The sequence below is a fragment of the Bacillus sp. 1021 genome (assembly GCF_014534735.1).
Lineage (GTDB): Bacteria > Bacillota > Bacilli > Bacillales > Bacillaceae > Bacillus > Bacillus siamensis.
Window position 1 is genome coordinate 855,249 of record NZ_JACVSR010000001.1, and the last position, 17,779, is coordinate 873,027.

At 47.5% G+C, this 17,779-nt stretch carries 17 protein-coding genes; 11 read left to right on the top strand and 6 right to left on the bottom strand.

Features of this window, described 5'->3' with window-relative positions; genetic code table 11:
* Window positions 1-8: 8 nt before the first annotated feature.
* Complete coding sequence (locus ICW23_RS04250) at window positions 9-7,463, top strand: beta-ketoacyl synthase N-terminal-like domain-containing protein (protein WP_188154068.1); 7,455 nt, start codon at window positions 9-11, stop codon at window positions 7,461-7,463.
* A 139-nt stretch (window positions 7,464-7,602) separates the two neighbouring features.
* Here ICW23_RS04250 and ICW23_RS04255 read toward each other — a convergent pair whose 3' ends face one another.
* Entirely contained in the window at window positions 7,603-8,814 is a 1,212-nt protein-coding gene (locus ICW23_RS04255; protein ID WP_064779007.1) for a cytochrome P450 family protein, read from the bottom strand.
* A 296-nt stretch (window positions 8,815-9,110) separates the two neighbouring features.
* Between ICW23_RS04255 and ICW23_RS04260 the strand changes: the two genes are divergently transcribed.
* Both ICW23_RS04260 and ICW23_RS04265 read left to right on the top strand, forming a co-directional pair.
* Complete coding sequence (locus ICW23_RS04260; RefSeq protein WP_016936037.1) at window positions 9,111-9,542, top strand: NucA/NucB deoxyribonuclease domain-containing protein; 432 nt, start codon at window positions 9,111-9,113, stop codon at window positions 9,540-9,542.
* A gap of 60 nt (window positions 9,543-9,602) precedes the next feature.
* Window positions 9,603-10,358 (top strand): YoaK family protein, encoded by a 756-nt coding sequence (locus ICW23_RS04265; RefSeq protein WP_032864741.1) that lies wholly within the window; start codon window positions 9,603-9,605, stop codon window positions 10,356-10,358.
* Window positions 10,359-10,392: 34 nt separating this feature from the next.
* Here ICW23_RS04265 and ymzB read toward each other — a convergent pair whose 3' ends face one another.
* Window positions 10,393-10,755: a protein YmzB gene (gene ymzB / locus ICW23_RS04270; protein ID WP_188154069.1), complete on the bottom strand. Its 363-nt coding sequence runs from the start codon at window positions 10,753-10,755 to the stop codon at window positions 10,393-10,395.
* Between the two features lie 182 nt (window positions 10,756-10,937).
* Window positions 10,938-12,266 carry a serine protease AprX gene (aprX, locus tag ICW23_RS04275; RefSeq protein WP_188154070.1) on the bottom strand — a complete coding sequence of 443 codons (1,329 nt, stop codon included), beginning with the start codon at window positions 12,264-12,266 and terminating at the stop codon, window positions 10,938-10,940.
* 164 nt (window positions 12,267-12,430) lie between these two features.
* On the opposite strand from aprX, the gene ICW23_RS04280 reads away from it, so the two are divergent.
* From ICW23_RS04280 to ICW23_RS04290, 3 genes are all read left to right on the top strand, one after another.
* Window positions 12,431-12,664 (top strand): hypothetical protein, encoded by a 234-nt coding sequence (locus tag ICW23_RS04280; protein ID WP_016936033.1) that lies wholly within the window; start codon window positions 12,431-12,433, stop codon window positions 12,662-12,664.
* Between the two features lie 254 nt (window positions 12,665-12,918).
* Window positions 12,919-13,626 carry a poly-gamma-glutamate hydrolase family protein gene (locus tag ICW23_RS04285; protein ID WP_045926688.1) on the top strand — a complete coding sequence of 236 codons (708 nt, stop codon included), beginning with the start codon at window positions 12,919-12,921 and terminating at the stop codon, window positions 13,624-13,626.
* Window positions 13,627-13,686: 60 nt separating this feature from the next.
* On the top strand, window positions 13,687-14,139 hold the full coding sequence (locus ICW23_RS04290; protein WP_016936030.1) for an OsmC family protein: 453 nt from the start codon (window positions 13,687-13,689) through the stop codon (window positions 14,137-14,139).
* A 13-nt stretch (window positions 14,140-14,152) separates the two neighbouring features.
* Here the strand turns inward: ICW23_RS04290 and erbB are convergent, their stop codons facing one another.
* The 3 genes from erbB to ICW23_RS04305 form a co-directional block, all read right to left on the bottom strand.
* The gene (erbB, locus tag ICW23_RS04295) at window positions 14,153-14,506 is read right to left on the bottom strand and encodes an SMR family multidrug efflux transporter EbrB (RefSeq protein ID WP_223152198.1); all 354 of its coding nucleotides are present in this window, start codon (window positions 14,504-14,506) and stop codon (window positions 14,153-14,155) included.
* Window positions 14,507-14,523: 17 nt separating this feature from the next.
* Window positions 14,524-14,838: an SMR family multidrug efflux transporter EbrA gene (gene erbA, locus ICW23_RS04300; RefSeq protein ID WP_064778945.1), complete on the bottom strand. Its 315-nt coding sequence runs from the start codon at window positions 14,836-14,838 to the stop codon at window positions 14,524-14,526.
* Window positions 14,839-14,976: 138 nt separating this feature from the next.
* A complete protein-coding gene (locus ICW23_RS04305; RefSeq protein WP_395941033.1) occupies window positions 14,977-15,246 on the bottom strand; it encodes a hypothetical protein in 270 nt (89 codons plus the stop codon).
* Between the two features lie 137 nt (window positions 15,247-15,383).
* On the opposite strand from ICW23_RS04305, the gene ICW23_RS04310 reads away from it, so the two are divergent.
* From ICW23_RS04310 to ICW23_RS04330, 5 genes are all read left to right on the top strand, one after another.
* Window positions 15,384-15,788, top strand: coding sequence for a YmaF family protein (locus ICW23_RS04310; RefSeq protein WP_049628518.1), 405 nt, complete (start codon window positions 15,384-15,386; stop codon window positions 15,786-15,788).
* Between the two features lie 98 nt (window positions 15,789-15,886).
* The gene (miaA, locus tag ICW23_RS04315; RefSeq protein ID WP_188154072.1) at window positions 15,887-16,831 is read left to right on the top strand and encodes a tRNA (adenosine(37)-N6)-dimethylallyltransferase MiaA; all 945 of its coding nucleotides are present in this window, start codon (window positions 15,887-15,889) and stop codon (window positions 16,829-16,831) included.
* 39 nt (window positions 16,832-16,870) lie between these two features.
* On the top strand, window positions 16,871-17,092 hold the full coding sequence (gene hfq / locus ICW23_RS04320) for an RNA chaperone Hfq (RefSeq protein ID WP_003154064.1): 222 nt from the start codon (window positions 16,871-16,873) through the stop codon (window positions 17,090-17,092).
* Window positions 17,093-17,187: 95 nt separating this feature from the next.
* Entirely contained in the window at window positions 17,188-17,463 is a 276-nt protein-coding gene (locus tag ICW23_RS04325; protein WP_045926683.1) for a YmzC family protein, read from the top strand.
* Between the two features lie 82 nt (window positions 17,464-17,545).
* On the top strand, window positions 17,546-17,761 hold the full coding sequence (locus tag ICW23_RS04330; protein WP_016936023.1) for a hypothetical protein: 216 nt from the start codon (window positions 17,546-17,548) through the stop codon (window positions 17,759-17,761).
* Window positions 17,762-17,779: the final 18 nt, after the last annotated feature.

Sequence of the window (17,779 nt, forward strand, 5' to 3'; positions counted from 1 at the left end):
GGAAGGCTTTGCAAAACACTGAAGATCTTCTTTACAAACTATTGGCAGGCCAGCTGAAATCTGTCGGATTCTTTACAGAAAATGAGACACAGCCTGTATTGCAGGGGTTTTACGGCAGGTGGCTGGAAGAAAGCATCTCCATCTTGGTGCAAAAAGGCTTTTTGAAACAGTCAGGCAGTACGTATGTGTTAACAGGTCCGATAGAGCGTGCGGACGTGCTGTGGAAAGAATGGGATGAAAAGAAAGCTCCTTTACTCAAGGACAGCAGCAAACAGGCGATGATCACTTTAGTGGAGACAGCCCTCAGAGCTTTGCCGGATATTTTATCCGGCAGAGTTTCTGCCACTGATGTTCTGTTTCCTGATTCCTCAATGGAATTGGTAGAAGGAATTTATAAAAACAATGAAACGGCAGATTACTTTAATGAAGTGCTCGCTGACACATTGACGGCTTTCATTGAGGAACGCCTGAAAGAAGACCCGAACGCAGAAATCCGGATATTAGAGATCGGAGCGGGGACGGGCGGGACAAGCGCGACCGTTTTCAAAAGATTAAAAGAGTACAAACATCATGTAAAAGAATATTGTTATACCGATCTGTCAAAGGCCTTTTTCATGCATGCTGAAAAAGAATACGGCCCCGACAATCCTTATTTGACTTATAAGCGCTTTAACGTGGAGGAGCCCCCGGCTTTACAGGGTGTAGAGGCCGGCGCATATGACGCGGTGATTGCGGCAAATGTGCTTCACGCGACAAAAAATATTCGGCAGACGCTTCGCAATGCCAAAGCGGTGCTGAAAAAGAATGGGATTTTGCTATTAAATGAGATCAGCAGCCATTCGGTTTATTCTCACCTGACATTCGGTCTTTTAGAAGGCTGGTGGCTGTATGAAGACGCCGAACTGCGTATTCCCGGGTGCCCGGGGCTGTATCCTGAAGCGTGGCAGTCCGTGCTGGAAAGCGAGGGATATCGGTACGTTACATTTATGGCGGAACCGTCACATCAGCTCGGCCAGCAGATCGTGGCGGCAGAAAGCGACGGCGTCATCAGGCAAAAACAGCAGGATGCGCAGGCGGCTGAAGAAACTGCAGCTTCCAAAGAGCCGGCTGATTTCACAGAACCGGCTTTCTCAGTGACAGACCGGACCGTGCAATTCATAAAAGAAACGTTAGCCAAGTCGATAAAGCTTGCTCCCGAGCGCATTCAGCCGGAAACGAGCTTTGAAAAATACGGCATTGACTCCATTTTGCAGGTGAATTTCATCCGTGAACTGGAAACATTGACGGGCGAGCTGCCGAAAACGGTCTTATTTGAACATACGAATACGAAAGAACTTGCCGAGTATTTGCTGGAAACTTACCCGGATAAGCTTCAACAGGCATTTGGAGCTGAAGAAGCGCCTCCTGAAACGGAGCATCGGGAACCTGTAATGGCTGAACCGGTGCCGCTCGTCACGGAAACGCGGCGATTTATCACTGAACCAAAAGAGCCGGACGCGCCAAAGCCAGAAAAAGAAACCGCCGCCGCTGATCGATCTGAACGTGACGACATTGCCATTATCGGCATCAGCGGCCGCTACCCGGAGTCTGAAACCCTCGATGAGCTGTGGGAGCATTTAAAAGCCGGAGACAGCTGTATCTCAGAAGCCCCGGAAAACAGATGGAAATCCGGTCTTCTGAAAACAATGGCAAAAGAAACACGAAAAGAAGATCGCAAAACAAGGTACGGCGGATTTCTGCAGCATATTGACGCTTTTGATCATCACTTGTTTGACGTTAAGGAAGACCATGTGATGGAGATGACGCCTGAGCTCCGGTTAAGCCTTGAAACCGTATGGGAAACATTTGAAAACGGCGGCTACTCGTTAGAAAGATTAAACAAATGGCAGGAATCAGACAGCGGCATCGGTGTATTTATGGGCAGTATGTACAATCAATATTTCTGGAATATCCCGTCATTGGAAAAAGCCGCTCTCAGCTCTAACGGAGGGGATTGGCATATCGCCAACCGCATTTCTCACTTTTTCAATTTAACGGGTCCGAGCATGGGCGTTACGACCGCATGCTCCAGCTCACTGAGCGCCATCCATCTCGCCTGTGAGAGCCTGAAGCTTAACAGCTGTTCCATGGCGATTGCCGGAGGGGTCAATCTCACGCTTGAACCGTCTAAATATGATGCGCTTGAACGGGCGAATTTGCTTGAACAGGGAAGTGAAAGTAAAAGCTTCGGAACCGGCACAGGCCTGATGCCGGGAGAAGGGGTCGGGGCAGTGCTATTGAAGCCGCTCTCCAAAGCGGTTGCAGACAGCGATCATATTTACGGCGTCATTAAAAGCAGCGCATTGTGCCATAGCGGCGGAAGGCAGATGTACACGGCTCCGGATCCGAAACAGCAGGCGAAGCTCATGGCGGCTTCCATCAGCAAAGCCGGAATCAATCCGGAAACAATCAGTTATGTTGAATCAGCGGCAAACGGCTCTGTATTGGGAGATCCGATTGAGGTCATTGCCCTGACAAACGCGTTTTCGCAATATACCGGTAAAAAACGTTTTTGCGCGCTTGGATCCGTCAAGTCAAATCTCGGCCATTTAGAGGCGGCTTCCGGTATGTCCCAGCTCACGAAAGTGCTGCTGCAAATGGAGCGGGAAACGTTAGTTCCGACGATTAACGCAAAACCGCAAAATCCGAATATCTCGCTTGAACAAACGGCCTTTTATCTGCAGGAGAAAACCGAGTATTGGGAGCGTCTGAAGGATGCCGAGACGGGAGACATCATCCCGCGGAGAAGCATGATCAATTCCTTCGGGGCAGGCGGGGCATATGCAAATCTGATCGTAGAAGAATATATCAGCCCGAATTCCGCTCAGGCCCGTCACGGCGATGAGGAATATATTTTCCCCGTGTCAGCGAAAACGAAATGGAGTTTTGAAGCCTATCTTGACAGGCTGGCGGCTTTTTTAGAAAAAACGCCATCTCTTCATCCGGCCGCCATTGCATCCGCTCTGCAAAAAAGAACGCATCATTCGGAATACCGGGCGGCATTTACGGCTTCTTCCGTACAGGAACTGCTGAACGAGCTGGCCTCTTACCGCGCGGATCAGCCGGGCCGGAGCCGCTCCGATTCTGCTGTCGGCCATCGGGCGCGGCAATGGGAAAAAGGAGAGAATATCGCATTTGATCAGTTGCGGCAAGAGCACGCTGTTCATTTGCCTGCTTATGCTTTTGACCGCCGGACTTCTTTTCAGTTCGGTGAATCAGAAAACGATGCCGGCGTTCAGGTGATATACAGTGATGATGATCCATATGTGCAGGGGCATCAATTCAGCGGAGAACCTGTCCTCGTCGGCGCTACATACAAAAGCCTGGCAGCCGAGCAGTTTTATCATCTCTTTCCTGAAGCGGAAGGAGGACAAATCAAAAAACTGAATTACGTCAATCCCATTGCCGTAAAAAAAGGCGATCGCATCGAGCTGAAAACGGAATCGAAGCAAAACGGGGATGCATTTGAACTGAGCATGATGTACCGCAGCCGCACGTCTCCTGATTGGAGCATAGCGGCGTATGCCGAGTGCAGTCTGTATCCGTTTCAGAAGCAGCACGTAGATCTGGCGGCCATTCAGCGTTCTTACCGGGAAGCGGGGATAGATAAGTTATACGGCGACGGCACGGGAACCGTCGTGTGGGGAGAAGAATTTAAAACGATCACAAGCCTGTACAAAGGCACTGATGCGGTGTTAGCAAAGCTGAACTTGAATAATATCGGTTCACAACAAGCGCATCATTACGCCATAAATCCGTTAATCGCCAACAGTGCTTACTTGGCCGCGCTTTCTTTATTGAACCAAGCCGATGCGGAAAGCTATCTGCCGTTCGGCATTAATGCCGTCACCTTCAGCAGCCCGGCAGATCTCGATGATTGCTGGCTGCACATCAAGCTGGCCAAACAAACAGGGGAAATGATCCTGTTTAACGCAGATGTCATCAGCAGCCGATCTGAAGTGGTGATGTGTTATGAAGGCTATGCCCTGAAACGGTTCCGTCCGGAAGCCAAACAGATCAATCAGCCGGCCCGAACGGCTGTTAAAAGCCCGGGTGATCTGGTTTCTGCCGGCAGTCTGACAGATCATATCCGCAGCTATGTCCTTGGCAAGCTTGCCAAGATGATGAGTGAACCTGTGCCATCCCTGCGTCCTGATGTAAATATTATGGAATTGGGGCTTGATTCAGCGAGCCTGATCGGACTGACAAAAGAGATCGGCCAAGAGGCAGAAATCGATGTGAATCCGACATTGTTTTTCGAGTACCCGACGGCAGAAGAGCTGACCCGCCACTTCGCGTCAGCGTATGAGAGTAAGTTTTCTCAATTGCTTGCCGATCACAAACATACAGAAGAGGCTAAGGTCCCGGAAACAGAAGAGCGCCCCTTACCGAAGGAACATCATACGCCTTGTGATAACGGTAATATCAAACAAGGAATCGCCATTATCGGTATGTCAGGCCAGTTTCCGCAATCTCCGGATGTCCAGTCTTTTTGGGAGCACATTGTAAACGGAGATCACTGTATTTCAGAAATTCCGGCGAACCGCTGGGACTGGCGCCGTTACGCCGATGATGAGGATGACACAGGTCTCAAATGGGGCGGTTTTATTGACGGCGTCGGAGAATTTGACCCGCTCTTTTTCGGAATTTCTCCTAAAGAGGCTTCACAAATGGGGCCGGAGCAATTTCTGCTTTTGATGCATACATGGAAGGCAATGGAGGATGCGGGCCTGACGAGTAAGACGTTATCAAGCAGACCGACGGGCGTTTTCGTTGCCGCGGGCAATAGCGACCCGAACAATGGAACAGCCATTCCGTCCATTATTCCGAACAGGATATCATATGCCTTGAATTTACAAGGACCGAGTGAATATTACGAGGCGGCCTGCACGTCAACACTAGTGGCTTTGCACAGGGCGGTTCAATCAATCCGTCATAACGAATGTGAGCAGGCTGTCGTGGGCGCCGCCAATATTCTGCAATCGCCGAAGGGCTTTATCGGTTTTGATTCAATGGGATATTTAAGCAAAAACGGCCGGGCGAAATCTTTCCAAAAAGATGCCGATGGCTTTGTCAGAAGTGAAGGCGCAGGCGTCATCATTATCAAACCGCTTGAGGCGGCAATTGAAGACGGCGATCATATTCACATGGTCATAAAAGGAACCGGGGTGTCGCATGGCGGTAAAGGCATGTCGCTTCACGCGCCGAATCCGGCGGGGATGAAGGCTGCGATGAAAAAAGCGTACGAAAACACCGATGTTGACCCGCAAACCGTCACATACATTGAAGCACACGGCATCGCCTCCGAAATGGCAGATGCGCTTGAGTTCAATGCAATCCAAGCGGGTTACGGCGAGTCTGCGAATGAGGAGGAAAGTGCGCCTTGTTACATCAGCACCGTGAAACCTTGCATCGGCCATGGCGAACTCGCTTCCGGACTGGCTGCCCTTATAAAAGTGGCGATGGCCATGAAACATCATACCATCCCGGGGATTCCCGGTTTCACAGCCGCAAATGAGCAAATGACCAATCAGCAAAGCCGCTTCCGATTCACTGAAGACAATCAAGAATGGACACAGCTTACCGACCGTACAGGCAGTCCGATTCCGCGCAGGGCCGCAATTAACAGCTATGGATTCGGCGGCATGAATGCGCATGTCGTTTTGGAACAGTACAGTCCGAGCTCTAAAGACAAAGAATCTGTGCATGAACCGCAGCTTATCGTGCTTTCTGCTAAGAGCGAAGGCCGGCTTAAGGCGGCCGCAGGTCAGCTGGCCGATTTCATACAAGCTGAACATACTCCGTCACTGCGGGATATTGCTTATACGCTCCAGACCGGCCGCGAGGCGATGCATTGCCGCCTGGCATTCGTTGCCCGCAATCAAGATGAACTGCTGGAAAAGCTGAAAGATTACAGAGAGTTTTCAGGAGAAAGCAATGGAGTGAACAGCTTCTTTACCGGCAGTCAGCAGACTGGAGCAGGAGACATCGGCATTTTACTGGAAGGGACGCTCGGTACAGTCGTCACGGAGACGCTTTTGGCTGAAAACAATCTGGAAAAGCTTGCATTTTGCTGGGTGAAAGGTGCGGATATACCGTGGGACAGACTCCATCAAGGCAAATCTGTTCAAAGAGTGCCGCTTCCGACATATCCTTTTGAAAAACAGAAGTATTGGAACGGCAGTCAGACGGAAGACATCAGCCTTGAACCGATTCTAGAGAATCAACAGTTCCGCCGCGGGGGCGCGGCTGACATAGTGGCTGACATTTTAGGAATGGACGCAGCGGAAATGGATCCAAATAAGCCGCTGACTGAATACGGCTTCGATTCAATGTCCTGTATTCAGCTTCTGAAAAAACTTGAAGACACAGACTGCCGAATAAGTCTGGAAGCTCTTCAGAACTGCGGCACTCTTCAGGAGCTCAGCTTGCTGTTAAAAACGAACCAATCGCAGGATGGGGAAGGGAAATTTCCCGAACTCGTCAAGCTGAATGAAAGAGAAACAGGACGTCCTGTTTTCTGGTTTCATGGAGGAACGGGAGGCGTCGAAGCGTATCAGCCATTCGCTAAAAAAAGCCAGCGTCCTTTTTACGGCATTCAGGCAAGAGGTTTGACAGGGAAAGATCCGCTGCAAGGAATCGGAGAGATGGCCGCTTCTTATGCGAGAATCATTCAAGCGGTACAGCCGAAAGGCCCTTATGACCTCGGCGGATATTCCTTGGGCGGAATGCTCGCATATGAAACGGCGCGCCTTTTGCAGGAGGAAGGTCATACGGTGAAAAGCGCCGTCATGATTGATACCCCGTATAGTGAAAAATGGAAAGAAAGAAAACCATCTGTCAAGTCAGTCATGCTGCAAACGATCAATACGATGCTTACGGCATATCTCAAGCCTGAAAATCCTGAAGACGCATTAATCAGCAGGGAAGACATTAACGTGCAGGCTGGGGAAGAGGCTGTATTGAATGAATTGATCAGCCTTGCCAAAGAGCGCGGACTGCCAAAACCGGAAGAAGCGATCCGGATGCAGATGGAGCAAATGATGAAGACGCAGCTTGCTTACGGAATGGAAGAGTATGATATGAAGCCGCTGCCGCATCCGGAAACGCTGCAGTGCTACTATTTCCGTAATAAAAGCGGCTTGTTCCTCGGAGATCTTGAACGTTATCTGACAGCAGAGGAAGAACAAAATCTGTTAGACCATGAGGCGTATTGGGAAGAATGGGAACGGCAGATAAAACAATTTCACCTGCTGGATGTTCATTCTTCTAATCATGTTACAATGCTGTCGGAATCAAAGCCGCAAAACGCCATTAAGGCATTCTGTGAAAAACTGTACGCAAATAAAGGAACAATAAGCGCCAATTTCCTTAATTCTTTCAGAAAAAAGCTGGACGAAACAAATGAGTTGGTAAAACGGTAATATAGAAAGAGCTGCCGGAGCAATCCGGCAGCTCTTTTTGACTAATGAGAACTAAATTTACTATGTACTAAATTTTCATAGTAATTTGTTGTTTCCTGTTAATAAGATATTTAAAAACCCCCAAATATGGGGGCGGATATTATAATCTGACAGGCAGTGCTTCAAGCCCTCTTAAAAACACATTCTTTCTCCATGATAAATCCTCAGGCGCTCCCTTCAGCTCTATATTCGGAAACCGTTTTAAAAGCGCTGTAAAGGCAATGGATGCTTCCATCCGGGCGAGCGGAGCTCCGAGACAGAAATGAATGCCGAAGCCAAAAGAGATATGGCGGTTCGGTGTTCTCGCTATATTTAATGTATCAGGATCATCAAAATATTCCGGGTCCCGATTGGCTGAACCGATGCCGATAAATATCATATCGCCTTTTTTAATGGAAACATCTTTATAGGTAAAATCTTCAATCGCCCAGCGATTCGCCATCATGATGACGGGAGAGGTATAACGCAAAAGCTCTTCGACCGCCGTCTGAATAGTTTCAGGCTGCCGCTTTATATTCTCCAGCTGGTCTTTGTGCAAAAGAAGCGCCAGTGTGCCGGAGCCGAGAAGGTTAACCGTTGTTTCAAGTCCGGCAACGACTAACAAAAACAGCATGGAATAAAGCTCTGATTCACTAAGCTTTTGGCCGTCCTCTTCTGCGTAAATCAGCTTGCTCGTCAAGTCTTCACCCGGATGTATTCTTTTTTCTTCGATCAGTGTTTTCATATATTGTTTAAACTCTCTGAGCGCCTGATTGGTCGCTTCTCGTCCGCTTTCTGACGTGTCGACCATCGCGTTTGTCCACACCTGAAATGAGGCGCGGTCCTCTTTCGGAATTCCGAGCAGCTCTGAAATGACGATAAACGGAAGCGGAGCGGCGAAATCTCTCATGATATCAGGATCTGTTTTTGTTTCCATTTCATCCAGCAGCTCTTCTGTAATCCGTTCTATCCCGGTGCGAAGCTGCTCAATCATCCGGGGAGTGAACCCCTGATGCACCAAAGACCGCAGGCGTGAATGATCCGGCGGGTCCTTTGCCAGCATATGCTCTGATACAAAATCTATATCTTCACTGACATTCAGCTTTGCGATCAGCTCCTTCGGCATGACCCGTTTTACATCTCTCGTAATTCTGCTGTCCTTTAAAAACGCCATACAATCATCATAACGCGTGATGAGCCAAGCCGGAAAGGTGCCTCCGAAACGCTGCAGTTCGAATTTATGTATGGGATCCTGCTCTCTGAATGTGCTTAAAACCGCAAAAGGGTTCTCGTGAAACTCGGATGAGTGTGGATGAAACATTATTTTTTCCATCGTGATTTCCCCGCCTTCATGTTTTTAAGAAAGACTTAAGACATAACAAACTGCCGGTGCCTGCCGGCCGGTCGGCATTCCTCCTTTTATCCGCTGAAGACACTGATTACAACGGCGCATAAGTATGTCTAAAATATATAAGGAATCAGAAGCTTGTTCAATAGAAAAACCGTAAAGCCGTCATTTTCGTTGGTTATCACCAAAACAGCAAACTTTTTTTACCAATTCATCATGTGTGCCGAATCCGGCTAATATACATATTTACGCTTCATATCAACTTCTTAAGGAGGCTGTGAATGACTGCGTTTATGAAATGGGCGGCAAGTCTGCTTTTGGTGATCTCTCTTCAGTTCAGTTTTATGAGCGCCGGCACTTCGGAGAATACTGCCCGAGCCGCGTCCAGATACGATCAGGTGCTTTATTTCCCGCTGTTAAAATATCCGGAGACGGGAAATCATATAAAAGACGCCATTTCGGCAGGGCACTCTGACATTTGTACAATTGATCGCGGCGGAGCTGAGGATAGAAGGAAAGAATCATTGAAAGGAATTCCGACAAAGCCCGGATTTGACCGTGATGAATGGCCGATGGCGGTCTGTACAGAAGGCGGAGCTGGAGCTGATATCAGATATGTAACCCCTTCGGACAATCGCGGGGCCGGCTCATGGGTTGGAAATCAAATGAGCAGGTATTCCGACGGCACGAAAGTATTATTTATCGTTCAGTAATCTTCTCCGGCGCGCCGGAGTTTTTTTATGCTATGAAAAGGCGGCGTACCGGCTGGACATATGAAATGGCGAAGAGTAAACTTATATGTTGGACTCAGCATGAGAAAGGATTGGATCACATTGACGGTGACTACATACCGAAATATTGCACTTTTGCTTCTTTGTTTAACTGCGGGAATTGTGGATGTGATCGGTTATTTAAGTTTAGGACACGTCTTTACCGCCAACATGACGGGGAACATCGTTTTGTTCGGCATGGCGATCGGCAACTCATGGCATCTTGCCGTACTCAAATCTTTAACCTCGTTAATCGGATTTATTGCAGGCGTTATTGCCGCGGCTTGGCTTGTCGGCAATAAACAGAAATCATTCTGGCCCCCTGCGGTCACTGCCGCATTGATCATTGAAGGGGCTGTTTTGCTTTTGTTTGCTCTGTTCTCCTGCTTTTTTGCAGAATCCATTTCTGTTTATGTACTGATTATGCTGCTCAGCTTCGCAATGGGAATGCAGACAACAGCCGCGCGAAAACTTGGTGTAGCCGGGATTTCCACGACTGTATTAACGGGAACGCTTGCTAATTTTTTTGAAGATCTCACCGCAAGGTTTTACAAAGCGGACAAGCGGAAGCAGTTTACGAGAGATGCGGTATTGCGCGCGCTTGCCTTGGTGCTGTATTGCTTTGGGGCGGTTATCGGCGCATTTGCCGAACCGAATTATAAATTCGCTGTGATCTGGCTCCCGATTATCATTATTTTAGGTATTATGCTTTGCGCATTTACAATGTTCCACGGTTACTCGGAAGAAAAAAAACAATAAAAAAACGCCGCTGATTCACGGCGTTTTTTTCGTTTTATTGCTCTTTTTGGGTCCCGATTGTATAAACGGCCCGATCTGTATGTACCTTTAATCCGTCTTGCTCTTTTTGGATGGTAATCTCGCCGAGCAAAGGGATTTCATACGCATCTTGGGGGAGCGGGACATTTCCTTCCTCCGTATAGGTTGTGCCGTGTCCTTTTAGGACGAGTTCTTCGTCAGCTACATAGTCATCGGGATGATTTGTCCGGCGGACGAGAACATCATCAAGGTGAAGCATGATCTGGTCCATATCAGAAATCTCGTTCCGGCTGTCTGTCAGCTCTCCTTTTCTGATATCAAGCGTTTGTCCGATCTGCTTTTGCAGCCATTCTGACAGTTCGGTGTTTGTAAGTGCCATTGTTATTCCTCCTTTTATCTACACCATACTTATTCCCTGTTTTTTTAGAAATACACTGCTCCGCTTAATCTTTTTTTCTGACAGCCGGTTTTGAAGAGTTACTAGTTTCTTCATTATAATTGTTTACTAAAAACGGGGTCATCTTCCGGTGCAGACAACCCCGTTTACTCATCATATAAAGATTATTCTTTCGGCACGGCGTTTTCGGCGTTCACTGCACCCGCTCCGTAAATGTTCGGATCTTCATTTGTCCATTTATCCGGACTTTCCTTGATCAGTGTTTTCACTTCGTCAGGCGTAAGCTGCGGGTTCTGCTGGAGGATTAAAGCGGCAATGCCCGCACAGATCGGAGTGGCCATGGACGTGCCCGACAGACTGAAATACAACGCCCCTACACGATTTGATTTTTGTAATTTGTCAAGGTATGAACGAGGTGAACGAAGGGACACGATATCGACTCCGGGCGCGAGAATATCAGGCTTTTCTTTTCCGTACACCGTCGGGCCGCGGCTTGAGAAAGAAGCAGCCGTATCGTCTCCATTCGCGGCCGTATCATTGTTATCATAGGCGCCTACCGTGATGACCTTCTCACTGACGCCGGGGCTTGAAATCGTTTGAGCCTCCGGACCGGAATTGCCCGCAGCGACGCAGACGACGATTCCTGCGTTCCATGCTTCTTCAACGGCCTTGACGAGCGGATCGTCCGTTTCTTTGTCATATCTGAGCGCTTCTCCGCCCAGTGACATGCTGATGATCCGGATCGGATTGTCAGTGTGTTTTTTATTATATTGTATGCACCATTCCACACCTTCAATGATATCAGCCAAGGTTCCCGAGCCTGTTTTGTTTAAAACTTTGACACCGATCAGATTGGCTTCAGGCGCGGGTCCCTGATATTTTCCGGAAGACGATGCGCCGCTGCTCGCGATATCACCGGCGCAATGGGTGCCGTGGCCGTTGTCATCATACGGTTCCGTCCTTTGATTCACAAAGTCTGCAAATCCGGTAATTCTTCCTTTTAAATCGGGGTGCTGATAGATTCCGGTATCAATGACGGCAACGGTTACGCCTTTTCCTGTTAATACGGTTCCGTTTCGGGTCACTTCTTTTGCATGGGTTGATTCGGCTGCCGTATCGAGAAGTGCTTTTACTTCCCGGTTTAAATAGACTTTACGGATATCCCGGCATTGAGAAAGAAGCATGTGAAGGGCGGCCGGGGTGACTTCAGCGCTGCAGCAATTAATTGTGTGAAACTGCTTTTTGATCGTGCAGCGTTTCTCATTTGACAGGATCTGGCCTGTGCTGTGAAACCCGGATTCATGGCAGCCTTCCTCGAATTCAATGATGACTGACATTTTCTTTCTGTTTTTCACCTTTTTTTCGAAAAAACGATGGAGAAAGCAAGGCGTCCATTTGAAAGGTTTATATAACTGTAATACATTTTCTCTGAGCGGCCCGTCCAGCTTATGAGCATTTGACCGAACCATTTGTACCATTGAGTAACCAAACATATATACTTTTCCTCCCATTCTGGCGATTCTCTCTATACCATATGAACAGGCAGTATATTCGGTCCGTTTGTTTGTCCTTTCTGAGAGTTGGTTACTTGCGGCTTTTTCATTTGAAAAAGAACATTTGTTCTCTTATAATGAAACCGACAGAAGGAGGTATATACATGAACATAATATTGAGACATTCCTTGGAAAAGCAGCTTCCGATTGATATTATATATATGAAAAAAGACGGCTCCATTTCAAAACGAACCATTATTATTAAAAAAGGGGATGAGCGGGCTGTAACGGCATTTTGCTGTACAAAAAGGCAGATGAGAACTTTTTTGACGGGCTCCATTCTGTCCTGCGCATTTGCTTCGGGAGACGGATATTCATTTTTAAAAGCGTATTCTTGATGCCGGATGTTTCCGGCTGTGAATCTCCCGCCCCTGAAAATTCGGGCATTCCTCCCTTTTTTTTTGCCTCTCTCAACCTTTTTTCACTGATGCCCGGCATTTGAGCGCTTGAACCGTGACCATCCATTGATTTTTCGAAACCGGGAAGTTTTTCACTGATGATAATGTTAATAGAATGTTAAGATAAGACCTATTGACAAAAATCCAAATAATGAATATCTCATTTTTCAGAAAGGAGCAAAGAAGGAGAGCTGATGAAAAGAATAATACTTAATGTCATCATTATCGTAGCAATGGTCTTACTAATAAGATGTGCTCATTATGCGTCAGACCCTGATCCCTCGAATTCTTCAGATACATACACAGATTTTAAAGATCTGGCTGAACATGAAGACCCCGATGATTATCATATATCGTACAATAAGCGAGAGGGGAGCCCTGTATTGATCATGTCGCCGCACGGAGGGAGAATTGAGGGCGGGGTGAGCGAGATCGTCCGCTCTTTCAGAGATGATTATTCAACCTACCTGTTTGAGGGATTAAAAGCGCATGATAACCAGACTCTTCATATTACGAGCACCAAGTTCGATGAGCCTTTAGCAGTCGAAAGCATTAAGCAGCACCATTATGTGATCGCAGTTCACGGTTATAAAGGCGACGAGAAAAATACCCTTGTCGGAGGAAGCGACCGGAAGCGGGCGGAAAAATTGGTGAGAGCTTTCAAACGAAATGGATTTCCTGCAGAATTGGCAACCTCAAAAACCGGTCTGGCCGGGGTTGACACAGAAAATATCAATAATCAGGCGCAAACAGGTCTGAGCATACAGCTTGAGATCAGCAGAGAACAGCGGGAAGCGTTTTTTGATAATTTCGACTACCGTGAAAGAGAATTCACAAAAACAGACGAATTTTACCGGTTTGTCCGTACGATAAAAAGAGTGATCAATCAAGAGTATTCATGAGCTTATCATAAGACAAACCAGTGAAAGATGAGTAAACTTTAAAAAAAGGAGGATGGTCCCTTGGCAAAACATCATTTTTATTTAAAAGCAAATTGGCCCGGAAATCGGAATGACGTTGGCGACATTAAAAGCGGCCGGCTGGAAACGGCTGTGTCCATTCCTAAGGAAATGGACGGTCCGGGAGAAGGCACAAACCCTGATGAGATGCTGCTTGGAGCGGCCGCGACCTGTTATATTATAACGCTTGCGGCAATGATGGAAAGAAGCGGTCTGGATAAAGAAGATTTACATATGGAATCTGAAGGAATTGTAGATGTAACAAACGGTGTGTTCACGTATCAAAAAATCATTCACCGCCCGTTTATATTATTAAAGCCGGATGCAAACGAAACGGATTTTGCACTGGCCAGGAAGTTAGCGCAAAAAGCGGAATCGTCGTGTATGATTTCACGAGCGGTTCAGGGAAACGTGGAGATGGAGCTTGAGGTTGAAGTAAAAGCCGCCCGCGCATGACGAATTCAAACGGTCAGCTCCGGGCCGTTTGATTTTTTTTCGTTTTTTGAGATTTGGAACGGTTGAGCAGGATGACGCCCGTGATGACCAACACAAGACCGGCCATCATTTTGATCGTCATGGCTTCCTTAAAAACAATAAAGCCGACGATTGCAGTTAAAGCCGTGCCGACACCTGACCATGTTGCGTATGCGGTGGATAAATCAAGGCTTTTCAATGAAAAGCTCAAAAACATAAAAGAGGCTCCGATTCCGGCAATGACGCCGAGAGCGGGCCACAGGTGCGTAAAACCGTCCGACAGCTTCAGCATCGTGCTCCCGAACACTTCTGATACAATGGCTAATGCCAAGCAAAGTAATCCTTTCATCAGCATGCCTCTCCTTTCTACCAATTCATCAAAATGACACCGGCCAATAAGAAAAAGAGTCCGAAGACAGCCTGCTTGTCCAATTTTTCCTGAAACCACTTCGCTCCGATAATGGACGCAAGCACCGTTCCGGCCCCGCTCCATGTGGCATAGGATAAGCTGAGCGGAATAAGATTCAGTGTCAGTGAAAGCATATAAAAGGCCAATGAATAGCCAGCCACTACAAGCGCGCTCGGCACAAACCGCGTAAATCCGCGGGAGACCTTCAGCATGGCCGCACCCATTGACTCTGATAAAATAGCAATTGTGAGGAAGATATAACCCAGAATCATATCCAATCCCCCTCTCATCATCATCTTCATGCCTTTTGTTTAAGGCATTAAAATAAAATAATATCCGAACTTTACCCGGCAAGTCAAGACATTCGGCCTATATAAAAAGGCCCCTGAAAGGAGCCCTTTTTGATTGTCTTAGTAGTAATACGGATAGTAAGGGTAGCCGTAACCTCCGTACAAATACGGATTGAACAAAGCGCTTCCGACAAGTCCCCCGACAAGCCCTCCGACAAACGGTCCGCCGTAAAAACCAAACGGCCGTCCGAACCCGCCAAACCAAGGCCGGCCAAAACCAAAACCCGGCCGTCCGAATCCGAATCCAGGCCGTCCGAATCCGAATCCGGGACGTCCGAACCCGAACCCTGGCCGGCCAAAACCAAATCCAGGCCGTCCAAACTGTCTCATATCACTATCTGCTGCGTATGCGTATTCTTCATTCATAATTAAGGTACCTCCAAGAATAAATTTTAGATGATAACAGAGTATTCAGCCCACCAATTTTTGATTGGGCGTTTATCAAAAAAATAAAGGAGTGAGCTTTTGTGGGCCTGTATCAGTCCGATTGGTCAAAAAAACCTCCGCACACACACGCTTACCGGGCTGTAACGGATGTTGTGCAGGGGCACTACCATTTGATCGAAGGCTTCTCACAGCCTGAGAACGGCAGCAATACGGATCAGCATACACATTTCTATACGGGCATCACCTCATTTGAAAACGGCCATTTCCACAGATATTACGGTATTTCCGGCCCTGCCATTCCGAGGGTTGACGGAACGCATTACCATGAGCTTTCAGAGACCACCTTTGCCGCCTACAATGAGCCGATTCAGATCCAGTACGGCGGCGTCGTTTACGATCCGCGGGAGGAAGGCCGGAAAACGCACCGCCACACGCTCAAGGGAAAAACGAAAGAGGTTGTCGGCAACGAGCCGATCGGGTGGTAATTGACGTTTAGCGCTCAGGAAAAAGGGCAAAATGGATAGGTGCATGGAGCAATGAATGCTATAATTAGGGGGAGATTTATAAAAGAGAGTGATACATATTGAAAAATACAAAACAGCCTGTCGTCATACTTGTCGGCCCGACGGCAGTCGGAAAAACAAAACTGAGCATCGGACTCGCAAAAATGCTGAATGCGGAAATCATCAGCGGGGATTCCATGCAGGTATATAAAGGGATGGACATCGGAACGGCCAAAGTCACCGAAGAAGAGACAGAAGGCGTGCCGCATCATCTGATTGATATTTTGGAGCCGTCCGACACGTTTTCAACGGCCGATTATCAAAAAATGGTGAGAGAAAAAATCAGCGAGATTGCCGCCAGAGGAAAGCTCCCGATGATTGTCGGAGGGACGGGTCTGTACATCCAGTCTGTGCTGTATGATTATACGTTTACGGAACACTCCGGTGATCCTGTATTCCGGGAGCGCATGGAGAAACTGGCTGCCGAAGAAGGGGCTGAGGCTCTTCATGCCAAACTTGCGGCGGCCGATCCGGAAGCTGCGGCAGCCATTCATCAAAACAATACGCGAAGAGTCATCCGCGCGCTCGAAATTCTGCACATATCGGGCAAAACAATGTCAGAACATCTTAAAACCCAAAAACGGGAGCTGCTTTACAATGCGGTGCTCATCGGTCTTACAATGGACAGAGAAGTGCTGTACGGCCGGATTAACGAGCGTGTTGACCTGATGATGGAAGCCGGCCTTCTTGAGGAAGTCAAGCGGCTGTATGATATGAATATCCGGGACAGCCAATCGATTCAGGCGATCGGCTATAAAGAGCTGTATGAATATCTTGATGGAAAAGTGCCGCTTTCTCAGGCCGTGGAGCAATTAAAACAAAATTCAAGACGTTATGCGAAACGCCAGCTGACCTGGTTTCGCAATAAAATGTCCGTTTCATGGACTGATATGACGCCGCCTGTTGATCTTGAACAGAAAAAAAAGGAAATTTTCGAGTGTATAGCAGGAAAACTGGAAATTTAATCGAAACAGTATTGTATTGAGAACCAAGGAGGACGAAACATGAAACCGATTAATATTCAGGATCAGTTTTTGAATCAAATCCGAAAAGACAATACGTTCGTCACGGTATTTTTACTCAACGGCTTTCAGCTTCGCGGCCAGGTAAAAGGATTTGACAACTTTACCGTCTTACTCGAAACGGAGGGGAAGCAGCAGCTTATTTATAAACATGCCATCTCCACGTTCGCCCCGCAAAAAAACGTTCAGCTTGAGCTTGAATAAACTTTTGCCAAAGACCATGAACAATGGTCTTTTTCTATGCGCGTCTGTATATTGCCGGCTTTATATCGGCAACATAAAAGGGGGCTTGGAAAACGATGTTCGAAAGTGAGAATGAACTGAGAAGAATCAGGATAACGCTCGTCTGGATCGCTGTTTTTTTGCTGTTTGGAGCATGCAGCAATCATGAAACGGTGGTGACGGATGATGACGGCGGCTCGGCGGATGCCGAACCGCAGACAGAAGGCACGGTGCAGCTGGAGCATAACCATTTCGGCGTCGTCGAAGACGGTTATTTAAAAATATATCGTTACGACGAAAAAACGAATAAAGTCAAACTGAAAAAAGAAACGACGTTAGATGAGCTTGAATAAATTTCACAAGCTTTCGAATTTACAAAGCGGGCCGCACAAGCTACACTAGGTACTGACATTGATCATGCAGAGGGTGAGACGATTGAAACACAAGGTGATAATCAACCATTGGGAAGAAACCTGTGAAGATGATTCCTGCTATGAATATGGAACCAGCATCATTGTTGACGGCAAAGAACTGCTCAGAGAGGCTTCCATCACAAGCGCTCTGAAAGCCGTGCTGAAAGAAATCGGTGCTGATGCGGAAATAGAAGAGACCGTTGAAAGCGAAAAAAAATGTGATTCTTACAAAAAATAAGAATAAAAGTCTAGACTA